The organism is Candidatus Thermokryptus mobilis (genome assembly GCF_900070205.1).
Classification (GTDB): domain Bacteria; phylum Bacteroidota; class Ignavibacteria; order Kryptoniales; family Kryptoniaceae; genus Kryptonium; species Kryptonium mobile.
In genome coordinates, this window is sequence record NZ_FAOO01000007.1 from 52,561 (window position 1) to 73,461 (window position 20,901).

Here is a 20,901-nt window from a genome sequence, read left to right on the forward strand (position 1 = left end):
AAACCAAATTAGTGGGCTTTACGACCCACTATTTTTTTTGATTATGTTAAATCTTGAAGAGTTAAAGTCCAAGCTAAGAGAGATAATTGTTCCAATAGTTGAAAATTCAGGTGCGTATCTGGTTGATCTTAACTTAAAGGGAGTCGGGAAAAAGTTAACTCTTGAGGTTTTCGTTGACACTGACGATGGGATAACGATAAACGAGTGCGAGAAGATAAGCAAGTTAATTTCTGATGCGCTTGATGTTTATGACCCAATCCCTGGGAGTTATCGTCTTGAGGTTTCATCTCCTGGGGTTGGAAATCCATTTAAGGTTAAGAGGCAGTATATAACGAATATTGGGAGATTTCTTCGGGTTAAGTATCTGCGGGAGGACTCTCAGCAAGTGGTTGAAGTAATGGGGCGTCTTGTGTCAGCGGACGATGATAAAATTGAGCTTGAATTAAAGGATGTGAAAATCATTTTGAGATATGAGCAAATAATTGAGGCAAAAACAGAAATCGTTTGGTAAAATAAATTTTTTAGTTGTCATGAATCGTGAAATAGTTGAAGCATTTACGCAACTTGCTAAGGAGAAAAAAGTTGAAAAGGAAAAGATAACATTCATTCTTGAGGATGTGTTCAGAACGCTCATCAAAAAGAAGTATGGTGAGGACGCCGAATATGAACTTATTGTTAACTTAGATAGAGGCGATATTGAAATTTATTTGGTTAAAGACATCGTTGATGTTGTGACAGATCCGTTAAGGCAGATCTCGGTGCAGAAGGCGAAGGAGTTTGACCCGACGCTTGAGGTTGGTGAAAGGTTCCCTGATAAGATTGAGTTGAAAGATTTCGGATTGAGGTTGATTTCGCAGGCGAAGCAATTGTTTATTCAGAAGTTAAGTGAGTTTGAGCGCGACTCAATTATGAGGGAGTATGAACAGCACAGGGGCGAGATATTAATAGGTGAAATTTATCAGGTTTACCTTGGCAAAGATAATAAGCCAGAGTTGGTTTTGCTTATGCATAATAAGAATGAATTAATGTTGCCGAAAAGTGAGATGATCCCGGATGAAAGATATAGGAAGAACGAAAGTTTAAGGGTTCTTGTTAAGGAGGTTAAGCCACCCAATCCAAAGGATGCAAAAAGGGGCGATAGTCCGCAGATTATTGTTTCAAGGGCTGATCCTCAATTTCTTGTTAAATTGTTTGAGCTTGAAATCCCCGAAGTTTACGATGGTGTCGTTGTGATAAAAAATGTTGCGAGAATTCCAGGTAAGAAATCAAAAGTCGCAGTTGCATCAACAGATGAAAGGGTTGACCCAGTTGGCGCTTGTGTTGGTATGAAGGGAGTTAGAATTCATTCAATAGTCAAGGAACTTAACAATGAAAACATAGATGTCATCGCTTACAGCGATGACCCAGCTATCTTCATCGCAAGGGCTTTACAGCCAGCAAAACCAAAAGCTGTTGAAATAGACAAGGAGAAAAGGAAAGCCATTGTTTATGTCCCACCAGAAGAAATTTCAACAGCTGTTGGGACGGAAGGCATTAATGTTAAACTGGCATCGGAGTTGACTGAGTATGATATTGAGATAGTCGGAACGGAGGGTGAGAAAAAGGATGTCCAAAAAATTGTCCGTTTGTCCGATTTGAAAGATCAAATAGGTGAGGAGATTTATCAGCGTTTGAAAGATGCGGGAATTGAAACCAATAGGGATTATTTAGCCCTTTCAGATGACAACATAAAATCAATTCTTTCCGGTTTGCCAAATGTTGATGATAAAAAAATAAAGAGATTGAGAAACATAATAAGAAAAGCGTCTAGGTAAGATAAAATGCCAAAAAGGATATATCAAATAGCGAAGGAATTGAATATCTCTTCAGACGAGCTTGTGAGCTTTTTACAAAAACAGGGATTTTCAGAGGTTAAGAATCATATGGCTTTGGTTGACGACAAAATGCTTGAGGTGATAGATAAACACTACAAGCATGAAAGAGAGCTTGCTGAGCGTCAAAGGAGAAAAAGAGAAACATTTGAGAAAGCTACAAAAGTTGAAGAGCCCAAGGTTGAACCTGTGGAAGGTGGTAAAGTTGGAATAGTTGAATCTGGGGGAGAGAAGAAAGAAACAATTATTGAAGTTGTTCAGGTTGAAGAAGTTACGCAAGGATCGGAGTTGGCTCAGGAAATCGCACCAGTAGTTGAACCGAGAGTTGAACAAGAAGTTAAACAGGAAGTTAAAACCGAAGAAGAAGTTAAGACGGAAATCGCAGATACGCCTGTTTTAGAAAAGGAACAAGAGAAAGTAGAGCAGAAACCGATTGAGGAATTGGAGCAAAAGAAGCATGAACCGACAGAAGGTTTGGTTTATGTTGATATGGGTGAGGATAGGAAGAAGAAGAGAGAAGAAGATAGATTTGAAAGGAAGGGCAGGAGGGAGAGAGATAGAAGACGAAGGAAATTCAAAGAGGAAAGGAAGCGGGTAGGGGAAACGAAGAGGAAAGAGAAAGAAACAAAAGAAGTTGTTCATGCTCCTGAGGTTGAGGTAAAGAAGGATGAAACGAGAAAGAAAAAGCAATTAAAGGAAAAGGAAGAAAGGAGGAAAGCATTTGAGTTTGAGGGCGAGATAAAAAAGCCAATTAAAAAAGCAAAACGCAGTAGGATTGAGCTTGATGAGGATGAAATTTTGAGAAGAATTGATCAGACATTGGCTGAGATTGAGGATTCAGGACCAGATATAAGGGAAATAATAAAGAAACGCAAGAAAAAGGAAAGGCAGGAGAAGGAAGAGAAGAAGATTGAGCAAATTGAACGCGAAAAGAGAAAGATTAAAGCTGCGGAGTTTATTACCGTTAATGAACTTGCGAATATAATTGGGGTTCCGGCAAGTGAGATAATCAAGAAATGTCTTAACCTTGGGCTTGTTGTTTCAATTAATCAACGACTTGATTTTGATACGATAACTTTGATAGCGAGCGATTACGGATTTGAAGTTGAAAAAGCTGAAGAATATCTTGAAGATATAATTGAGGAAGAACCAGATCGTCCAGAGGACCTTGAACCCAGACCTCCTGTTGTCACAATCATGGGACATGTTGACCACGGTAAGACAACACTTCTTGATTATATAAGACAGAGCAATATCGTTGCAGGTGAAGCTGGAGGTATAACTCAGCATATAGGAGCATATCAAGTTACACTGCCTAATGGCAAGCAAATTACATTTATTGACACCCCAGGTCATGAGGCGTTTACAGCTATGCGTGCGCGCGGGGCTCAGGTGACGGATATAGTTGTTCTTGTGGTTGCTGCGGATGATGCGGTTATGCCACAAACAGTTGAAGCAATTAACCACGCACTTGCTGCAAATGTCCCGATAATCGTTGCTATAAATAAAATTGATAAACCAGAGGCAAACCCAGATAAAATTAAACAACAACTTGCAGAAAGGGGAATTCTTGTTGAGGACTGGGGTGGGAAATACCAGTGCGTTGAAATATCGGCAAAATATGGAAAGAATGTTGATCTTTTGCTTGAGAAGATTTTGCTTGAAGCTGAAATTATGGATCTAAAAGCGAACCCAAAGAAAAAAGCTCGTGGTGTTGTAATTGAATCAAAACTTGACAAAGGACGCGGTCCTATTGGAACTGTCCTGGTGCAAAACGGAACATTAAAAATCGGTGACCCTTTTGTCGCTGGCACAACCTTTGGCAGAGTAAGAGCGATGTTTGATGAACGAGGGAATAAAGTTGAGATCGCAAAACCATCAACCCCAGTTCAAGTGATTGGATTTGATAATCTTCCTGAAGCGGGTGATTCTTTCGTTGTGGTTGAAGATGAAAAAGCAGCTCGTGAGATCGCAAATAGAAGAAGTCAATTGAAGAGGGAACAAAGATTTAGGCAATTGAGGGCTGTTTCGCTTGATAAGCTCTCAGAGCAAATCAAAGAGGGCAAGGTTAAGGAATTGCCTATTATCATAAAAGCAGATGTCAACGGTTCAATTGAAGCGCTCTCTGACTCACTTATGAAGCTTTCAAATGAAGAAGTGAAAGTTAGGATAATTCACAGAGCAGTGGGTGCTATAAGTGAGTCCGATGTCCTCTTGGCTCAAGCATCCGGGGCTATTATAATTGGTTTCAATGTTAGACCAACATCAGCAGCGAAAAAACTCGCAGAAAGCGAAAATGTTGAGATACGGCTTTACAATATCATTTATAATGTGATCAACGATGTAAAGAGTGCACTTGAAGGAATGCTTGAACCAGAGAGAAGAGAAGAGATACTTGGAACTGCTGATGTAAGGGAGACATTCAAAATTGCGAAAGTTGGGACAGTTGCGGGTTGTTTTGTGACAGAGGGTAAAATTTTGAGAAATGCGAGAGCGCGACTTATAAGAAATGGAATAGTGATTTATGACGGAAAAATCGCTTCTCTGAAAAGATTTAAGGATGATGTCAAGGAGGTTGAAGCTGGACTTGAATGTGGTATAGCGCTTGAAAATTACAACGATATTAAAGTCGGAGATATAATTGAAGCTTATAATATCCTTGAGGTTAAACGAAAACTTGAAGAGGTGAAGAAGATATAGAATTTTTTAAATTAACCGAGGAAAAAATGAGCACTTTTAGACCACAGCGAGTGGCTTCACTTATAAAAGAAGAAGTTTCGGATATCATTTCAAAAGTTCTTGAACATGAGACAGTTGGATTTTGGACTGTGACCGATGTTAAAGTTAGCCCTGACCTTAGGTATGCGAAAATTTACATTAGCATTTACGGTGACAGGGTAACCCAGCAGAACACACTTAGAAAGATTGATTCACTTAAAAAAACGATACGCTCTCGCCTTGGCTCAAGGTTGAGGTTGAGATTTACACCTGAGATTGAATTTTACCTTGACGATACGCTTGAACATGTTGATAGAATTAATGCTCTTTTGAAACAGATTGAAAATCGTGCGAAAGACAATAGCAAGGGTGATGAATCTTCTGGCACAGAGGATAAAGAAGGGTGATATAATTCTAGTTAATAAACCAGCGGGTTGGTCGTCTTATAAAGTCGTTGACAAAGTGAAAAGATGGTTTAAGGTGAAGAAAGCTGGGCATGGTGGAACGCTTGACCCTTTCGCAACGGGTCTTTTGGTTGTTGCTACGGGTAAAAAAACAAAGGAACTTTCAAAAATATCGCAACTTGATAAAGAATATGAGGGAATAATGGAGCTTGGTGCTATTACTTCAAGCTTTGACCCTGAAACTGAGATTGTTGAAAGGCGCCCGCTTGATGGGATAACCGAGGAAAGGATCAAAGATACAGTGAAGTATTTCATCGGGGAGATTGAACAAGTCCCACCGATGTATTCAGCCGTAAAGCATAAAGGTAAGCCACTTTATGAACTTGCGAGGAAAGGTATAGTAATTGAGCGTAAACCAAGAAAGGTTAAAATTTACGATTTTCAAATTCTTGATATAAAACTTCCGCAAGTTTATTTTCGGGTTAGATGCTCAAAGGGAACTTATATAAGATCACTTGTCCATGATTTTGGGGAAAAATTAGGATGTGGAGCGTATCTTAAATCGCTCGTTAGGACTCGGATAGGTGATTTTAAGCTTGATGACGCATTGACGATTGAGGAATTAAAAAAAATTTCAACTGAAAGTGGAAGTAGTAAGGAACATACATAGGATTAGTAAAGATGTAAATTCAATTGTGACTGTCGGTGTTTTTGATGGAGTTCATATCGCCCACCGTGAAATTTTAAAGAGGATGAAAAGGGAAAAAGAGATAACAGGTTCAAGGACAGTTGTTGTGACTTTTGATCCACATCCTCAGGAAATTTTAAAACCCGGTGAAAAGTTTCAAATTTTGACAACGATTGATGAAAGGATTGAGCTTTTAAGCGAATATGAACCCGATGTCATCCTCGTTGTGAATTTTACGCCTGATTTTGCAAATATAACCGCTGAAGTATTTTGTCGTGAGATAATGATGGGTAAAATTGGCTTGAGGAAAGTGATAGTTGGATATAACCATGCCTTTGGTAAAAATAGAGAGGGTAACCCCGAGAAATTGATGGAGTTTGCCAGAAAGTATGGCTTTGAGGTTGAGCTCTTACCTCAGTTTTTAGTTGAAGGTGTTCCTGTGAGCAGTTCAAAGATAAGGTCAATTTTAAATGAGGGGAATGTAAAACTTGCATCTAAATTGCTTGGGCGATATTATTTTATAAATGGAGTAGTTGTTAAGGGAAGTGGACGAGGCAAAGAACTTGGTATACCGACAGCAAACATTGAACCGAATTCAAGAAGAAAACTTATACCTAAAAACGGTGTTTATGTTGTGAAGGTGACATTGGATAAAAGAAGTTATTTTGGAGTTATGAACATTGGATATAGACCGACATTTGAACTTGACAGTGAAAGGGTGCTAGAAGTTCATATATTGGGTTTTAATGAGGAGATTTATTTCAAGCATATAAAGATTGAGTTCATTGATAGGTTGAGGGATGAGATAAAGTTTTCATCACCGCTTGAACTTGTAAGACAAATTGAAATTGACAAAAGTAAAGCTATTGAATTGATTGAAAGGGAGTTTTCCGTAGAAGAAGTTTCAAATTTAAAGAAAATTTAAAACAAAAAAATCTCGGAGGATATGCCATTGACAAGCGAGCAAAAAAGAGAACTCGTTAAAAAGTACGGTAAACACGAAAAAGATACAGGTTCCCCTGAGGTTCAGATAGCGATATTAACTGCCAGAATCAATCAGCTTGGTGAACATTTTGAGAAGCATCCCAAGGATAAACATTCAAGGATGGGGTTGATGAAAATGATCGGTAAGAGGAGACGATTGTTGAGATATCTTGAACGCACAAATTATGAAAGTTACAAGAGAATTATTGAAGAGCTTAATTTGAGAAAATAAAAAATTAAAGGGTGGTGACGGGTTCTATGTCGTATCTTAAAAGGGAAATTGAAATAGGAGGTAAGATTTTATCTTTTGAAATTGGTAAGTATGCCAAGCAAGCGGATGGATCTGTAATGGTGAGATATGCTGACACGATGGTTTTAGCGACTGCGGTTGCAGAAAATGAGCCTAGGGAGGACATTGATTTTATGCCTCTTTCCGTTGAATACAGGGAGAAGACATCGGCAGCTGGTAAAATTCCAGGTGGTTTTGAGAAAAGGGAGGGAAAGCCAACAGAAAAAGAAATTTTATCGGCGCGTTTAATTGATAGGGCGTTGCGTCCGCTTTTCCCAAAGGAATTTAAATGTGAGACACAAGTAACAGTTACAGTTTTTTCTTTTGACCTTGAAAATGACCCTGATGTAATTGGTGGTATTGCAAGTTCAATGGCACTTATGATTTCGGATATCCCTTGGAATGGTCCAATAGCTGAAGTGAGGGTTGGCAAGATTGATGGTCAATTTGTTATAAACCCAACGATTTCCCAACTTGACAAGAGTGAGCTTGATCTTGTAGTTGCTGGGACGATTGATTCAATAGTTATGGTTGAGGGAGAGGCGAAGGAAATTTCTGAGAAGGATATGGTTGAGGCAATAAAGTTTGCTCACGAGTATATTAAAAAGATTTGTGAAGTGCAAATTGAAATTGCTAAAGAAGCAGGGAAACCAAAAAGAGAACTCGTAAAAGAGAAAATTCCAGAACGCATTGTTAACGATGTCAAGGAAATAGCTGAACCGAGGATAAAGGAACTTAACAGGACTCCTCTTAAGAAGCTTGAGCGTAAGGAAAGAATGGATGCGATTTTGCTTGAGACGATTGAAACACTCAAGCAAAGATATATGAGTGAGTTTGTTTTGGATGAGTCGGGGAATCAAATTCCTCTCATCAATCTTTATCCAAAGCTTGAATTTTGGGTGAAGCAGGTGGTTGAGGAGATAGAGCGACTTGATATGAGGTATATGGTTTTACGGGAAGGTAGGAGAATAGATGGGCGTGGTTTAAATGATATTAGACCGATTACAGCTGAGGTTGGTGTCTTACCAAGAACTCATGGCTCAGCGTTGTTCACGCGTGGGGAGACACAGTCGCTTGCAACTGTGACGCTTGGGACGAAGATGGATGAGCAGTTGATTGATGGTTTATTGCCCGAGTATACAAAAAGGTTTATGCTCCATTACAATTTCCCGCCGTTCTCCGTTGGTGAAGTTGCACCTTTCAGAGGCCCGAGTAGAAGGGAAATCGGGCACGGGAACCTTGCTGAAAGAGCATTGAAAAATTTGATACCGTCGGAGGAGGAATTCCCTTATACAATAAGGGTCGTCTCGGACATCCTTGAGTCAAACGGTTCATCGTCAATGGCGACCGTTTGTTCAGGCACGCTTGCCTTGATGGATGGTGGAATTCCTTTGAAAAAACATGTCGCTGGGATTGCGATGGGGCTTGTAAAGGAAGGGGAAGAAGTTGCGATTCTGACCGATATACTTGGGAATGAAGATCGGCTTGGTGATATGGATTTCAAAGTTGCTGGAACAAGGGATGGAATAACGGCATTTCAAATGGATATAAAGATAAGCGGAATAAGCTATGAGATTTTTGAGCGTGCCCTTGAACAAGCAAAAGAAGCGAGGATGAAAATTCTTGATATACTTGAAAAAACAATCCCAGGGCCAAGACCTGAGATATCACCCTATGCACCGCGACTTATCACTACGAGGATTCCCGTTGAGATGATTGGATGGGTTATAGGTCCAGCTGGGAAAAACATCAAAATGATGAAGCAAGAATTTGGTGCTGAGGTTTTCATAGAAGATGATGGGCTTGTTTGGATAAGTGGTCCAAATAAGGAATCTTGCGAAAGGGCAAAACAAATGGTTGAACAACTGGCAGAGGTTCCTGAAGTTGGAAAAGTTTACAAAGGCATCGTTAAGAAAATAGCTGATTTCGGGGCTTTTGTTGAAATTTTACCGGGGAAAATTGGACTTCTTCATATCTCCGAAATTGACCACAGGAGAATTGAAAAAGTATCTGATGTCTTGAAGGTTGGAGATGAAGTTGAGGTGCAAATATTGACGATTGATGATATGGGGAGATTTACTTTGAGCAGGAAATCGCTCATTCCAAAGGTGGAACAAGGAAAACCACAGCAAACATCTCGTCCGCAAGAAACCTCTCAAACACGCCCGCAAAAAACGAGAAGATAGAATCTGTGGGTTTTAAATGCCCACAGGTTTCTTTCGCTTTTTATGTTAAGAAAATCGCAATTGTTTTTTAATTGTTAAATTTTTATATTTTCACCTGCTGAAAGTTTAAAAACAAATCAAGATTATAGATGGAAAATTCCATTCTTGAGCTTAAGATAATCGCCACAAAAATTCGCATTGACATCATAAAAATGTTAAATCTCGCTGGATCGGGTCATCCTGGTGGTTCTCTCTCATGTGTTGAAATACTTGTTGCTTTGTTCTGGGAGAAGATAAAGAGGACGCCTGAAAATGCTTTGGATCCGAACAGGGATAGATTTATTTTATCAAAGGGACATGGGGTGCCAGCTTTATATGCTGTTCTTGCCCATAGAGGTGTAATCCCTTATGATGAACTTTTTACTTTGAGAAAAATAAATTCCCGTCTTCAGGGTCATCCTTCGCGACTTGATCTTCCCTATGTTGAAGCGTCAACTGGTTCACTTGGTCAGGGCTTGTCAATAGCTCAGGGGATTGCGCTTGCTGGGAAGATTGACAATAGAAGTTATAGGGTTTATTGTCTCCTTGGTGATGGCGAAATGCAGGAGGGTCAGGTTTGGGAAGCGATAATGTCCGCACCGAAATTTAAACTTGATAATCTTTGTGCGATAGTTGATTACAACAAGGGTCAAATTGATGGATATGTTAGAGATGTGATGGACATTGAACCGCTTGTTGAAAAATTAAGGGCTTTTAATTGGAATGTCATTGAAATTGACGGTCATGATTTTGAACGGATTTTAGCTGCTTTTGACGAAGCTGAACTTGTTAAAGGTAAACCAACTTTTATAGTTGCCCACACGATAAAAGGTAAAGGTGTCTCTTTTATGGAGGACAATCACGAATGGCATGGGAAAGCACCGAATGATGAAGAAACAAAACTTGCTCTTGCTGAACTTGAAGCGCAATTGAATGAGCTTTTATCACAAAAGGTGGAGGTGAAATAATGCCAGCAAAAGCAACGAGGGTTTCATTTGGGGAAGCACTTGAGGAACTTGGCGAAAAAATTCCAGACATCGTCGTTCTTGACGCCGATCTTTCAAAATCAACAATGTCAATAAAATTTGCCAAAAAGTTCCCCGATAGATTCTTTGAGATGGGTATAGCTGAACAAAATATGATTGGGACAGCAGCTGGACTTGCACTTGCTGGTAAAATCCCATTCGCTTGTAGCTTTGCTTGTTTTTTAATCGGAAGATATGAGACCATAAGAATCTCAGTTGCTTATACTAATGCGAATGTTAAACTTGTGGGAACACATGCTGGAATTGGAATAGGGGAGGATGGCTATAGTCAGATGGGGCTTGAAGATATCGCTTTGATGAGGGCTCTTCCGAACATTGCTGTGGTTCAACCCTGTGATGATGTTGAAACGAAGCAAGCAGTTGAATATATCGCAAAACATCAAGGTCCTGTTTTTTTAAGGTTAACACGACAAGCGTTGGAGGATGTAAATCCTCCAAATTACAAGTTTAACTTCGGTAAAGGTGTCATTTTAAAGGATGGGAAAGATGCGACTATCTTTGCCACAGGCGGAGTTGTTTTTAACTCTTTGATCGCCTCGGAAATCCTTGAAAAAGATGGCATAAGCGTTCGCGTCGTGAATATACATACAATCAAGCCAATAGATGAAGAATTGGTTGTGAAGTGCGCCGTTGAGACGAAGAATATCATCACAGTTGAAGACCATAACATTGTCGGTGGGCTTGGTTCTGCGGTTATGGAGGTTTTATCTGAAAATTATCCTGTTAAAGTTAAAAGGATCGGGATAAAGAAATTCGGTGAGTCAGGGAGCCCAAAAGCATTGTACGAAAAATACGGACTTGATCCAAATGGGATTGCTAGAGTTGTAAGGGAATTCTTGAAGTAATTTAAATTTTTACAATGAAGGATTTTTTAAAGGACTTAAACAAAGAACAGAGGGAAGCGGTTAAGTGGATAAATGGACCCGTTTTGATACTTGCTGGACCTGGTAGTGGTAAAACGAGGGTTTTGACTTATAAAATCGCGTATTTGTTGTCTCTTGGTGTTAAGCCATATGAAATTCTCGCCCTCACCTTCACTAATAAGGCAGCAAATGAGATGAAAGAAAGGGCGTTTAATCTTGTCGGTGATCCGGCGAAAAATGTCACGATTGGGACATTTCATTCTGTTTTTGCGAAGTTTTTAAGAGTTGAAGCTGAAAAACTTGGCTACACGAAAAACTTTACAATCTACGACCAAGATGATAGCTTGAGTTTGATAAAAAATCTCATTAAAGAGCTTAACTTCTCGGAGGATAGCATAAACGCTGGGATAGTTCAAAGTAAGATAAGCAATGCAAAAAATGCTTTGATCACTCCAGATGGTTACCTTTCCATGGCTGACAATCAATTTGAACTTAAAGTTGCTCACATATATAAAGCATATCAAACTGCGCTTTTCCAGAGGAACGCTATGGATTTTGATGATTTGCTTGTGAAGGCGGTTGAACTTTTCGTCAATTTTCAAGATGTCCTTGAAAAATATCAGTCAAGGTTTAAGTATATACTTGTTGATGAATATCAAGATACTAACAGGGTTCAATACATTTTGTTGAAGATGCTAGCTCAAAAACACAGAAACCTTTGTGTTATCGGAGATGACGCTCAAAGCATTTATTCGTGGCGTGGAGCTGAAATAAGAAATATCCTTGACTTTAAAAGCGATTTCCCCGATTGTAAAATTTTTAAGCTTGAGCAAAACTATCGTTCAACTAAGAAGATACTGCGTGCCGCTGACTTCGTAATAAAAAATAACACGGAACAGATATTGAAAAATTTATGGACGGATAATAACGAGGGGGAACCGATAGTTGTTGTTGAATGTAAAGATGAGAGGGATGAAGCTGAAAGAGTTGTTCATTTCATAAAAGAGGAGATCAGAAAGAACAAATATAATCTTCGTGATTTTGTTATCCTCTACAGGACGAACGCACAATCCCGTTCCTTTGAAGATGAATTAAGAAGAGAGAGATTGCCGTATACGATTGTTGGTAGCATTGCATTTTATAAACGAAAGGAGATAAAGGATATCCTTGCTTATCTGAGGTTGATCGTTAATCCAAAGGATGATGAAAGTTTTCTTAGGATAATTAACTTCCCGAGTCGTGGTATTGGCGAGGCGACGATTGATCGTGTGAGGGCGTTTGCAAGCGTTAAAGGGATATCACTTTTTGAAGCTATTTCAAGGTCAAATTCTATACCCGGGCTCACCGACAGAGCACGGAAAAATCTCTTTAATTTTTATCTCCTCATTCAAAAATACATTGACTTGAAAGATAAAATAAGTGCTGGTGAACTTTCAAGAGCTCTAATTGATGACCTCGGTTTAATACGACTTTACAAGGAAGACGGGGGTCCAGAGGCGCTCCAAAGGATTGAGAACATAGAAGAGCTTCTCTCTGCTATAACGGAGTTTTCAAATGAGAACCCTGAAAAAAATGCGCTTGAAAAATTTCTTGAGGAAGTTTCACTGATAAGCGATATTGATACTTGGGAAAATAAGAGAGATACAATTACTTTGATGACTTTGCATAGCGCAAAGGGACTTGAGTTTCCGGTTGTTTTTATAACAGGTCTTGAGGAGGGTCTTTTCCCAATTGCGAACGCAATTTACAACAAGAGGGAACTTGAAGAAGAAAGGCGTCTTTTTTATGTGGGTATCACTCGCGCAATGAAAAAACTTTATCTGACTTACGCTAAGTCAAGAATGAAAGCGGGAAATGTAATGTATCAGAGGAAATCAAGATTTCTTGATGAAATCCCAATTGAGCTCGTCCTTTATCATAGCGCTAAAGATGAAGCGAGGAAAGCGAAGAAGAAAGAAGATTTTAAACAGGGTTACAACTTTACGGTTGGTTCGGTCGTCTTTCACGAGGTTTTTGGAATTGGAAGGATTGTAGATCTATCGGGAAATGGTGATAAAGCAAGCGCTGTTGTTGATTTTGAAAATTTCGGACGAAAGCTTCTGCTTTTAAAATATGCAAATTTGAAACCCGTTAAATTCTAAAATGTCAAAGAAGGAAGAAAAACTTCCCGTTCTTGGGGACACGAAGATAACCAAACTTTTATGTTCAAAAATTGAAGTTAAAGACGGATACAATGTCCTTGTGGCAAGTGTTAATTTAAGGAAAAGTTTGATTTACATAGCCAAAAACTTTGATTGCAATGTCTTCGGAATAAATGAAGTTCCCCAGATCGTCATAGAAGCGAAGGGTGAAATAATTGAAGCAGGTCTTGATGACAAAGTTAGCGTCAAAATTATGAGTCCATTGAACCTTGATTTTAAAGATGAAAGTTTTGACGCAATTATTACAGAGGGAATTCTGAGCCAGTATAAGAAAAGTAAAATTTTAAAAGAGTTCTTCAGGGTTCTTAAGCAAAACTCAACGATCGGGATTGCTGATTTCTATTGGAAAAAAACGCCCGTTCCAACTTATGTAAGAGATGCTTGGTATATTGAAGAAGGTAGCATTGAGACGCTTGATGAGAAGATAAGTAAATTGGAGAAATATGGATTTAAAGCTTTTTATGTCAAAGATATAAGCTCTGAGTTGAGGGATTACTACTCAAAGTTCAAGAAGATAATAATTAACTCTTTGAAAGAACGAGAGTTTTCAAAACAGGAATTTAAAGAATTGAAAAAGTATAAGCATGAGGTAAGTGTTTTTCTTGATCAAGGGGGAGATAAGTGGATGGGTTATGTTGCAATCTGTGCAAGGAAAGTCGGTAGTTGATTTTGTCCTCCTTTTTGATTATAATTGAGAAAACTAACACTTCAAATTGCCATCTGACATGAAGAAGTTTATCTTCTTTGTGAAAGCAGGAATTATAGTTTTAATCACCATACCGATGGCGATAATTACTTTTTTGCTTCTCCCGTTTAATTACAAGGGTAAAATTTATCATTTTATGGCGAGGATTTGGTCGGAGCTTGTACTTTGGATTTTTAATGTGAAGGTGGAAGTTGTTGGTAAGGAAAATGTTGAATTCGGGAAGAATTACATTTACATTTCAAATCATGCAAGCGCGATGGATATACCTGCTTTGATCCATGGGATACCGGATCAGATAAGATTTCTCGCAAAGCAAGAATTGGGGAAAATTCCTCTCTGGGGTTGGCTTTTGAAATATGGCGGTTATATTCTCATTGACAGGAGAAATCCAAAAAGGGCTATGCGTAGTGTCCAAAGGGCTATTGAAAAGATAAAAAGTGGTGTTTCTGTTCTCGTCTTCGCAGAAGGAACGAGAAGCACTGACGGTAAGCTTCTCCCGTTTAAGCGAGGTGGTTTTATGCTTGCCATAAGAGCAAAAACTCCTATCGTCCCAGTTACAATAATCGGAAGTCATAAAATTATGAAAAAGCATAAACTTGAGATAAATCCTGGCACAATAAAAATACTTCTTGATAAACCAATTTCAGTTGATGAATTTGAAGGTAGGGAAGGAGAGGAAAAACTTATGGAGTTAACTAGGGATGTGATAAATAGGAATCTCTTTGAAAAACAAAGCGAGGGTTGAAAATGCCCGTAACGATCAAAGATGTTGAATATATAGCAAATCTCGCACGACTTGAATTTAAAGAGGAGGAAAAAGAAAAATTCACGGAGCAATTCAACAAGATACTTGAGTATATTGATAAGTTAAACGAGCTTGACACAGAGAATGTTGAACCACTTTATCATGTGATTGACTTAAAGAATGTTTTTCGGGAGGATGAAGTTAAACCAAGTTATCCGAGGGAGGAGATTTTGAAAAACGCCCCTTCAAGAACTGAATTTTTCTTTAAGGTCCCGAAGGTTATCCCGGTTGAACAGAAGGTTAAAGAAGATAGCGAAGAAACTTAAACCATGGTAAAAGTCATTGGTGTGATTCCTGCAAGATATTCTTCAACGAGATTTCCGGGGAAGCCACTGGTTGATATTCTCGGAAAGCCGATGATTCAATGGGTTTATGAGAATGCTATGGATTCAAAACTTTTGGATTTTTTAATCGTTGCGACAGATGATGAGAGGATTTACAATGTCGTTAAAAGTTTTGGAGGTAATGTTATTATGACACCAAGCGACATAAAGACCGGAACGGATAGGGTTGCATATGTTTTGAATGAATTTGATGCTGATATTGTGGCAAACATTCAAGGAGATGAACCATTATTGACATCAGAAATGATAGACCGAACTATTGAACCATTTTTAAACGGTGAGAAAGTTGATATTTCAACTTTGGCTGTTAAGATCAACGATGTTGATTTAATTTTTAACCCGAATGTTGTTAAAGTGGTTTTTGACAAGGAAAAAATCGCTTTATACTTTTCAAGAAGTCCCATCCCCTTTTGCCGTGATGCCAAAAATGAGGAGGATTGGCTAAAGCTTGGCAATTTCTATAAACATATAGGTCTTTATGTTTATTCAAGGGAAGCACTTTTAAGGTTTGTCTCTTTAAGGGGGTCATCGCTTGAGGAAATTGAAAAGCTTGAACAATTGCGGGCACTTGAAAATGGTTTTAGGATAAAAGTTGTGATAAGTGAAAGCGATACAATTGGTGTTGATACACCCGAAGATGTTGAGAGGATCATAACGTTTTTGAAAAATAAAAAAATTGGTTTCAAAAGATGAGCGATAAAAAAACGAAATATATCTTTGTTACCGGTGGTGTTGTATCATCGCTCGGTAAAGGAATTGCGTGCGCCTCACTTGGACTTTTGCTTAAAGCAAGGGGTTTAAAAGTTACAATTCAAAAATTTGACCCTTATATAAATGTTGATGCCGGGACGATGAACCCTTATCAACACGGAGAGGTCTATGTAACAGATGACGGCGCTGAAACCGACCTTGACCTTGGACATTACGAGAGGTTTCTTGATGTTAATATGTCAAGGTTGAATAACACCACAACGGGACAGATTTATTATGAAGTGATAATGAGGGAGAGGAGGGGCGATTACCTTGGGGCTACGGTTCAAGTTGTACCTCATATAACGAATGAAATAAAACGAAGAATTACTCTTCTTACCAAGGAAGATGATTATGATGTTATAATAACTGAGATCGGTGGAACAGTTGGTGATATTGAGGGTTTACCTTTTCTTGAGGCGATAAGACAATTCATGCTTCAGGTTGGGAAACAGAACGCAATAAATATACATGTCACGCTTGTCCCATTTATAAAGTCGGCTGGCGAGTTGAAAACGAAACCAACTCAACACAGCGTTAAGACATTGCTTGAAATCGGAATACAACCGGATATTTTGATTTGCAGAACTGAGAGACCATTGACGAGGGAAATAAAGGAAAAGATCGCTTTATTTACAAATGTTGAGCCAGAAGCGGTCATTCAAGGAATTGATGTTGAGTCAATTTATGAGGTACCGCTAATTTTTTATGAAGAGGGGTTAGATGATATAGTTCTCAAAAAACTTGACATTAAAGCAAGAGAGCCCGATCTTACAGAGTGGATAAAGTTTGTTGAAAAGGTAAAAAATCCGAAAGAAAAAGTTGAAATTGCTGTTTGCGGTAAATATACCGAGTTGAGGGATGCATATAAAAGCATAATAGAAGCATTCGTTCATGCTGGGGCGGAAAATGAGTGTAAAGTTGAAATAAAGTGGGTTAAAGCTGAGGAAATAGAAGTCTATGGCGCGGAAAGATTTTTAAACGATGTGGATGGTTTGTTAATCCCCGGTGGATTTGGCGAGCGCGGGATTGAGGGGAAGATAAAGGCAATTCAATATGCTCGTGAGAACCTCATTCCTTTCTTTGGGATTTGCCTTGGGATGCAGTGCGCTGTAATTGAGTTCGCCAGAAATGTCTGTGGTTTAAAATCGGCAAACAGCACCGAATTTAATCCATCAACACCATATCCAGTTATTGATTTGATGCCGGAACAAATCGGGATTCAAACTAAAGGTGGAACAATGCGACTTGGTGCGTATTCAGCTGTCTTAAAACCTGGGACAAAAGCGTTTCTTGCTTATGGAACTGATAAGATAAGCGAAAGGCATAGACATCGCTATGAGCTCAACAATAAATTTAGAGATGTTCTAGAATCACATGGAATGGTTTTCAGTGGCCTTTCAGAGGATGAGGTGCTTGTTGAGATAATTGAACTTCCGCAACATCCTTGGTTTGTTGGTGTTCAATTTCATCCAGAGTTGAAATCAAGAGCGACAAAACCACACCCCCTCTTTCGGGACTTCGTCAAGTCAGCTTTGGAGTACCGGAAAAGAAGAGAAAAGTATCTCTCAGAAAGAAAAATAGCCCTGAGTGATTCTTTGAATAATGCGAAAATTAGGTCCTGAGATAGAAGCAACTCTAAAAAGAGTTTTTAAGTCAAGCGAAAAATCAATTGAACAAGTTGGTAAAATCTTTGACGATTTTATCAAATCAACTTTAGACCTTGATCTTGCTGAAGAATTTCTTAAAAATTTCACCCTTTCCATAAGACATTCCCCAAATCCAGAACAAAGTTTGAAAAATTTCCTTCGTTTTGTTGAGAACTCGTTCAATAAGGCATCCCTTTATAAAGACCTTGTCAAGTATCCACAGATGATGAAAATTTTGTTGACGATCTTCGGATATTCTCAATACTTTGCGGACATACTCGTCCGGGACCCTGAACTTTTCCAATGGCTTATGTATTCAGATACGATTGATAAATTTAAATCAAAACATGAACACAAGCGAGAAATATCTTCACTTTTAAGTTACACGACTTTATCAAGTAAGTTAAACGCTTTGAGGAGATATAAAAGAAGGGAAATTTTACGAATCGGGGTACGTGATATATTCGGGGTTGCGAGCTTTGAAGAAACTGTTCAATCTCTTTCAGATCTTGCTGAAGCGATCATTGAAACCTGTCTTGATCTTGCAATTGAGCATTTAAGGAAAAAATTTTCCTCTTTCCCTGAAACAGAGTTCGTTTTAATTGCCTTGGGTAAACTTGGGGGGAAGGAGCTAAATTACAGCTCGGATGTTGATTTGATTTTTGTTTACAATCAGGATGGTGAATTGATGACAAATAAAGGGATTTTGTCGCATTATGAGATTTTCAATCATCTTGTCTCTGTATTTATAAATTTTCTTTCGGAGAAAACCGAAGAAGGAGCACTTTATAGAGTTGATTTTAGATTGCGACCCGAGGGGAGCGCTGGCTCACTTGCGAAGTCACTCCTTGGTTATCTAACTTATTACGAGATTTACGGTAAGGTCTGGGAAAGGCAGATGCTTATAAAGGCAAGACCAATTGCTGGGGATGTTAAGTTTGGCTTAAAATTTCTTCAAATGCTTGACCATTTTATTTACCCTAAATCTTTCGTTGAAGACCCGGTTGAAGAAATCACAAGGTTGAAAGCTAAGATTGAAGCAACTTCAAAAAATGAATACGATGTAAAACTTCGCCCTGGTGGAATAAGAGATATTGAATTTATAATTCAATCACTTCAGCTCTTAAACGCCGGTAATTTCCCACAATTAAAGGAAGCCAATACTTTATCGGCGATAGATAAACTTGCTCATTTTGGGTTTTTAAACGAGAAAGATGCGAAAATTTTAAGGGAAAATTATATTTATTTCAGACGAATTGAACATCTTATTCAATTTTCGCAAAACATTCAAACTCACACGATTTCAACCGATCCGGATACATTAACTTGGCTTGCGAAGGCAATGAGAAATTATGAAAAAACTAAAGATGCTCTGTCTTTTCCAGAATCTTACGCTCCCGATTGGAAAATTTTCAAAAGAGAACTTGATGAAAGATTTGAACAAGTTAGGCAAATTTATAATAAAATTTTTCCCGTTGATGTAAAACCGGGTTTTTTAATCATGGAGCTAATTGGAGATGAGACCTCGGCGGAGAACTTCAAGAAATTTTTACTGGATTTAAATTTTAGGGATTTAGAAAGGGCTTCGCGAAACATTGAATTTTTGGCAAAGGGGAAGCTAATAACGGGAGAGAGAATCTTTACTTCGGCTGAGGAAAATGAATTTCAAAAAATCGCACCTATTCTCCTTAATGAAATTTCAAAAACAATTTCACCAGATGTGACGCTTGAAAATTTTAGAAAAATCGCAGAAGGATTCAAATATTCAAAGTTATTTTACGAGTTGATTCAGGAAAATGACATCAGAAGGGTTTTAGTTAATATATCCCAATACAGCGCCAGATTTTCAAATTTGCTTTCAATTAAAAACCATCTTTTGGAACAATTACTTTCTGAGGGAAATTTAAGCAGTAAGAGAAATTCAAGCGAGATTTTTGAGTTTTTTAGAAGGGGGGAGGAAGTGAATCTTTTTGATTTTAAATTTGCCAATGAACTGCGACTTTTCGTTTTGAACATTGATAGATTAATTGACATTTACAAACTCCTGTATGAACTTACAAATCAAGCTGACTTGATCGTAAGTTATGTGTTTGAGGATTTTTTGGGTAGAGAATTTAGTGAGGACATCGTTATATTTGGGCTTGGAAAGTATGGCTCTGCTGAGATGAACTTTGATTCCGATATTGATATGGTCATTTTAACGATGAAAGGAATTGGACAGGAGAAATTGCGTGAGATTTCTTCAAGATGTGAAAAATTCATTAAAAAATTGGCGGAGGTAGAAATTGAAAAACTATATCAGGTTGACTTGCGATTACGACCTGAAGGAAGGAACGCTCCGATGATTGTTAAGTTTGATTATTTTGAAAATTATCTTTTTAAAAGGGCGGAATTTTGGGAATTGATGGCTTTTACAAGGTTTAGATACATCTGTGGGAACAAAAAATTAGCTGAGGAGGCATTATCGCTTTATTATGACAGGATTGCAAATGTTAAGTTTACAAAGTCACTTGTTGATTCTCTCGTTAAAATTAGAAAGAAGATGGAGGAGATGGCGAAGGGCGAAATTGACATCAAGGTTGGTGCTGGTGGGCTTGTTGATGTTGAATTTATCGCACAAATTTTGCAGTTGAAACACTTTAAAGAATTGGGTGAGATTGAATCACATACCGTAAAGGCGCTTTTGAAACTCTCTGAATTGAGAATTATAAATGAAGATGAATGTAAAACTTTGACTTCAAATTATGAGTTTTATCGGGAAATTGAGAAATTTTTAAGGGTTTCTTTGTGGAGGAAGTCAAATTCAATCCCGGGACCAGGTGAGGCACAAAATCTTGAATATCTTTCACTTTGTCTTGGATATAGATTTCCAGATGAATTCGTTGACTCAATTAAAAGTCGTATGCAAAAGACAAGGAGAATTTTTGAAGATATGATTAACAGATTCATTCGCCGATAATTTTTATGACAACCCTTTTTCTTCTTTGACCGTCAAATTCCGCATAAAATACTTGTTGCCAGGGTCCGAAATCAAGGCGTCCGTCGGTGACGGGTATAATGACCTCGTGATGTATGAGCAAGCTTTTCAGATGGGCGTCGGCGTTTGTTTCGCCAGTTCTGTGATGTTTATAGTTTGGATTGAAAGGGGCGAGTTTTTCAAGCCATTCCGTTAGGTCCTCAATCAAACCATCTTCGTCATCGTTTACAAAAACACCAGCGGTGACATGCATTGCGGAAACAAGACAGAATCCTTCCTTTATTCCGCTTTTCCTTAAAGCCTCGTTTACCTTATCTGTGATGTTAATTATCTCACGCTTATTTTTCGTGTTGAATGTCAAATACTCGGTGTATGATTTCATAGCATGGTCTCAAATTTTGT

18 protein-coding genes are annotated in these 20,901 nt (G+C 38.4%); 17 read left to right on the forward strand and 1 reads right to left on the reverse strand.

Translation table 11 applies throughout. From position 1 onward, the window contains the following. Positions 1-43 precede the first annotated feature (43 nt). The 17 genes from rimP (at position 44) to FKZ43_RS05895 (ending at position 20,481) form a co-directional block, all read left to right on the forward strand. Positions 44-511: a ribosome maturation factor RimP gene (rimP, locus tag FKZ43_RS05815; protein WP_140944931.1), complete on the forward strand. Its 468-nt coding sequence runs from the start codon at positions 44-46 to the stop codon at positions 509-511. A gap of 19 nt (positions 512-530) precedes the next feature. Continuing rightward, the gene (gene nusA, locus FKZ43_RS05820; RefSeq protein WP_140944932.1) at positions 531-1,814 is read left to right on the forward strand and encodes a transcription termination factor NusA; all 1,284 of its coding nucleotides are present in this window, start codon (positions 531-533) and stop codon (positions 1,812-1,814) included. A gap of 6 nt (positions 1,815-1,820) precedes the next feature. Then, on the forward strand, positions 1,821-4,571 hold the full coding sequence (infB, locus tag FKZ43_RS05825; RefSeq protein ID WP_140944933.1) for a translation initiation factor IF-2: 2,751 nt from the start codon (positions 1,821-1,823) through the stop codon (positions 4,569-4,571). A 26-nt stretch (positions 4,572-4,597) separates the two neighbouring features. After that, positions 4,598-4,996, forward strand: a complete 399-nt coding sequence (gene rbfA, locus FKZ43_RS05830) for a 30S ribosome-binding factor RbfA (RefSeq protein WP_140944934.1) — start codon at positions 4,598-4,600, stop codon at positions 4,994-4,996. Further along, on the forward strand, positions 4,938-5,663 hold the full coding sequence (gene truB / locus FKZ43_RS05835) for a tRNA pseudouridine(55) synthase TruB (RefSeq protein ID WP_235894703.1): 726 nt from the start codon (positions 4,938-4,940) through the stop codon (positions 5,661-5,663). The genes rbfA and truB overlap by 59 nt, the downstream gene beginning before the upstream one ends. Next, on the forward strand, positions 5,638-6,606 hold the full coding sequence (locus FKZ43_RS05840) for a bifunctional riboflavin kinase/FAD synthetase (protein WP_181180281.1): 969 nt from the start codon (positions 5,638-5,640) through the stop codon (positions 6,604-6,606). Before truB ends, FKZ43_RS05840 begins: the two co-directional genes overlap by 26 nt. A 21-nt stretch (positions 6,607-6,627) precedes the next feature. Continuing rightward, positions 6,628-6,897 carry a 30S ribosomal protein S15 gene (gene rpsO, locus FKZ43_RS05845; protein WP_140944936.1) on the forward strand — a complete coding sequence of 90 codons (270 nt, stop codon included), beginning with the start codon at positions 6,628-6,630 and terminating at the stop codon, positions 6,895-6,897. A 26-nt stretch (positions 6,898-6,923) separates the two neighbouring features. After that, on the forward strand, positions 6,924-9,140 hold the full coding sequence (locus tag FKZ43_RS05850) for a polyribonucleotide nucleotidyltransferase (protein WP_140944937.1): 2,217 nt from the start codon (positions 6,924-6,926) through the stop codon (positions 9,138-9,140). Positions 9,141-9,268: 128 nt separating this feature from the next. Continuing rightward, positions 9,269-10,126, forward strand: a complete 858-nt coding sequence (locus FKZ43_RS05855) for a transketolase (protein WP_140944938.1) — start codon at positions 9,269-9,271, stop codon at positions 10,124-10,126. After that, on the forward strand, positions 10,126-11,049 hold the full coding sequence (locus FKZ43_RS05860; RefSeq protein ID WP_140944939.1) for a transketolase family protein: 924 nt from the start codon (positions 10,126-10,128) through the stop codon (positions 11,047-11,049). Before FKZ43_RS05855 ends, FKZ43_RS05860 begins: the two co-directional genes overlap by 1 nt. A gap of 14 nt (positions 11,050-11,063) precedes the next feature. Then, positions 11,064-13,208 (forward strand): ATP-dependent helicase, encoded by a 2,145-nt coding sequence (locus FKZ43_RS05865; RefSeq protein WP_140944940.1) that lies wholly within the window; start codon positions 11,064-11,066, stop codon positions 13,206-13,208. A gap of 1 nt (position 13,209) precedes the next feature. Next, positions 13,210-13,935, forward strand: a complete 726-nt coding sequence (locus FKZ43_RS05870) for a class I SAM-dependent methyltransferase (protein WP_140944941.1) — start codon at positions 13,210-13,212, stop codon at positions 13,933-13,935. Positions 13,936-13,993: 58 nt separating this feature from the next. After that, positions 13,994-14,719: a lysophospholipid acyltransferase family protein gene (locus FKZ43_RS05875; RefSeq protein WP_140944942.1), complete on the forward strand. Its 726-nt coding sequence runs from the start codon at positions 13,994-13,996 to the stop codon at positions 14,717-14,719. A 2-nt stretch (positions 14,720-14,721) separates the two neighbouring features. Further along, positions 14,722-15,045: an Asp-tRNA(Asn)/Glu-tRNA(Gln) amidotransferase subunit GatC gene (gene gatC / locus FKZ43_RS05880; RefSeq protein WP_140944943.1), complete on the forward strand. Its 324-nt coding sequence runs from the start codon at positions 14,722-14,724 to the stop codon at positions 15,043-15,045. A gap of 3 nt (positions 15,046-15,048) precedes the next feature. Then, positions 15,049-15,816 carry a 3-deoxy-manno-octulosonate cytidylyltransferase gene (kdsB, locus tag FKZ43_RS05885; protein ID WP_140944944.1) on the forward strand — a complete coding sequence of 256 codons (768 nt, stop codon included), beginning with the start codon at positions 15,049-15,051 and terminating at the stop codon, positions 15,814-15,816. Beyond that, positions 15,813-17,498, forward strand: coding sequence for a CTP synthase (gene pyrG, locus FKZ43_RS05890; RefSeq protein ID WP_140944945.1), 1,686 nt, complete (start codon positions 15,813-15,815; stop codon positions 17,496-17,498). The genes kdsB and pyrG overlap by 4 nt, the downstream gene beginning before the upstream one ends. Beyond that, positions 17,479-20,481 (forward strand): [protein-PII] uridylyltransferase family protein, encoded by a 3,003-nt coding sequence (locus tag FKZ43_RS05895; protein WP_140944946.1) that lies wholly within the window; start codon positions 17,479-17,481, stop codon positions 20,479-20,481. The genes pyrG and FKZ43_RS05895 overlap by 20 nt, the downstream gene beginning before the upstream one ends. Here the strand turns inward: FKZ43_RS05895 and FKZ43_RS05900 are convergent. Next, positions 20,468-20,881 carry a secondary thiamine-phosphate synthase enzyme YjbQ gene (locus FKZ43_RS05900; RefSeq protein ID WP_140944947.1) on the reverse strand — a complete coding sequence of 138 codons (414 nt, stop codon included), beginning with the start codon at positions 20,879-20,881 and terminating at the stop codon, positions 20,468-20,470. The genes FKZ43_RS05895 and FKZ43_RS05900 overlap by 14 nt on opposite strands. Positions 20,882-20,901: the final 20 nt, after the last annotated feature.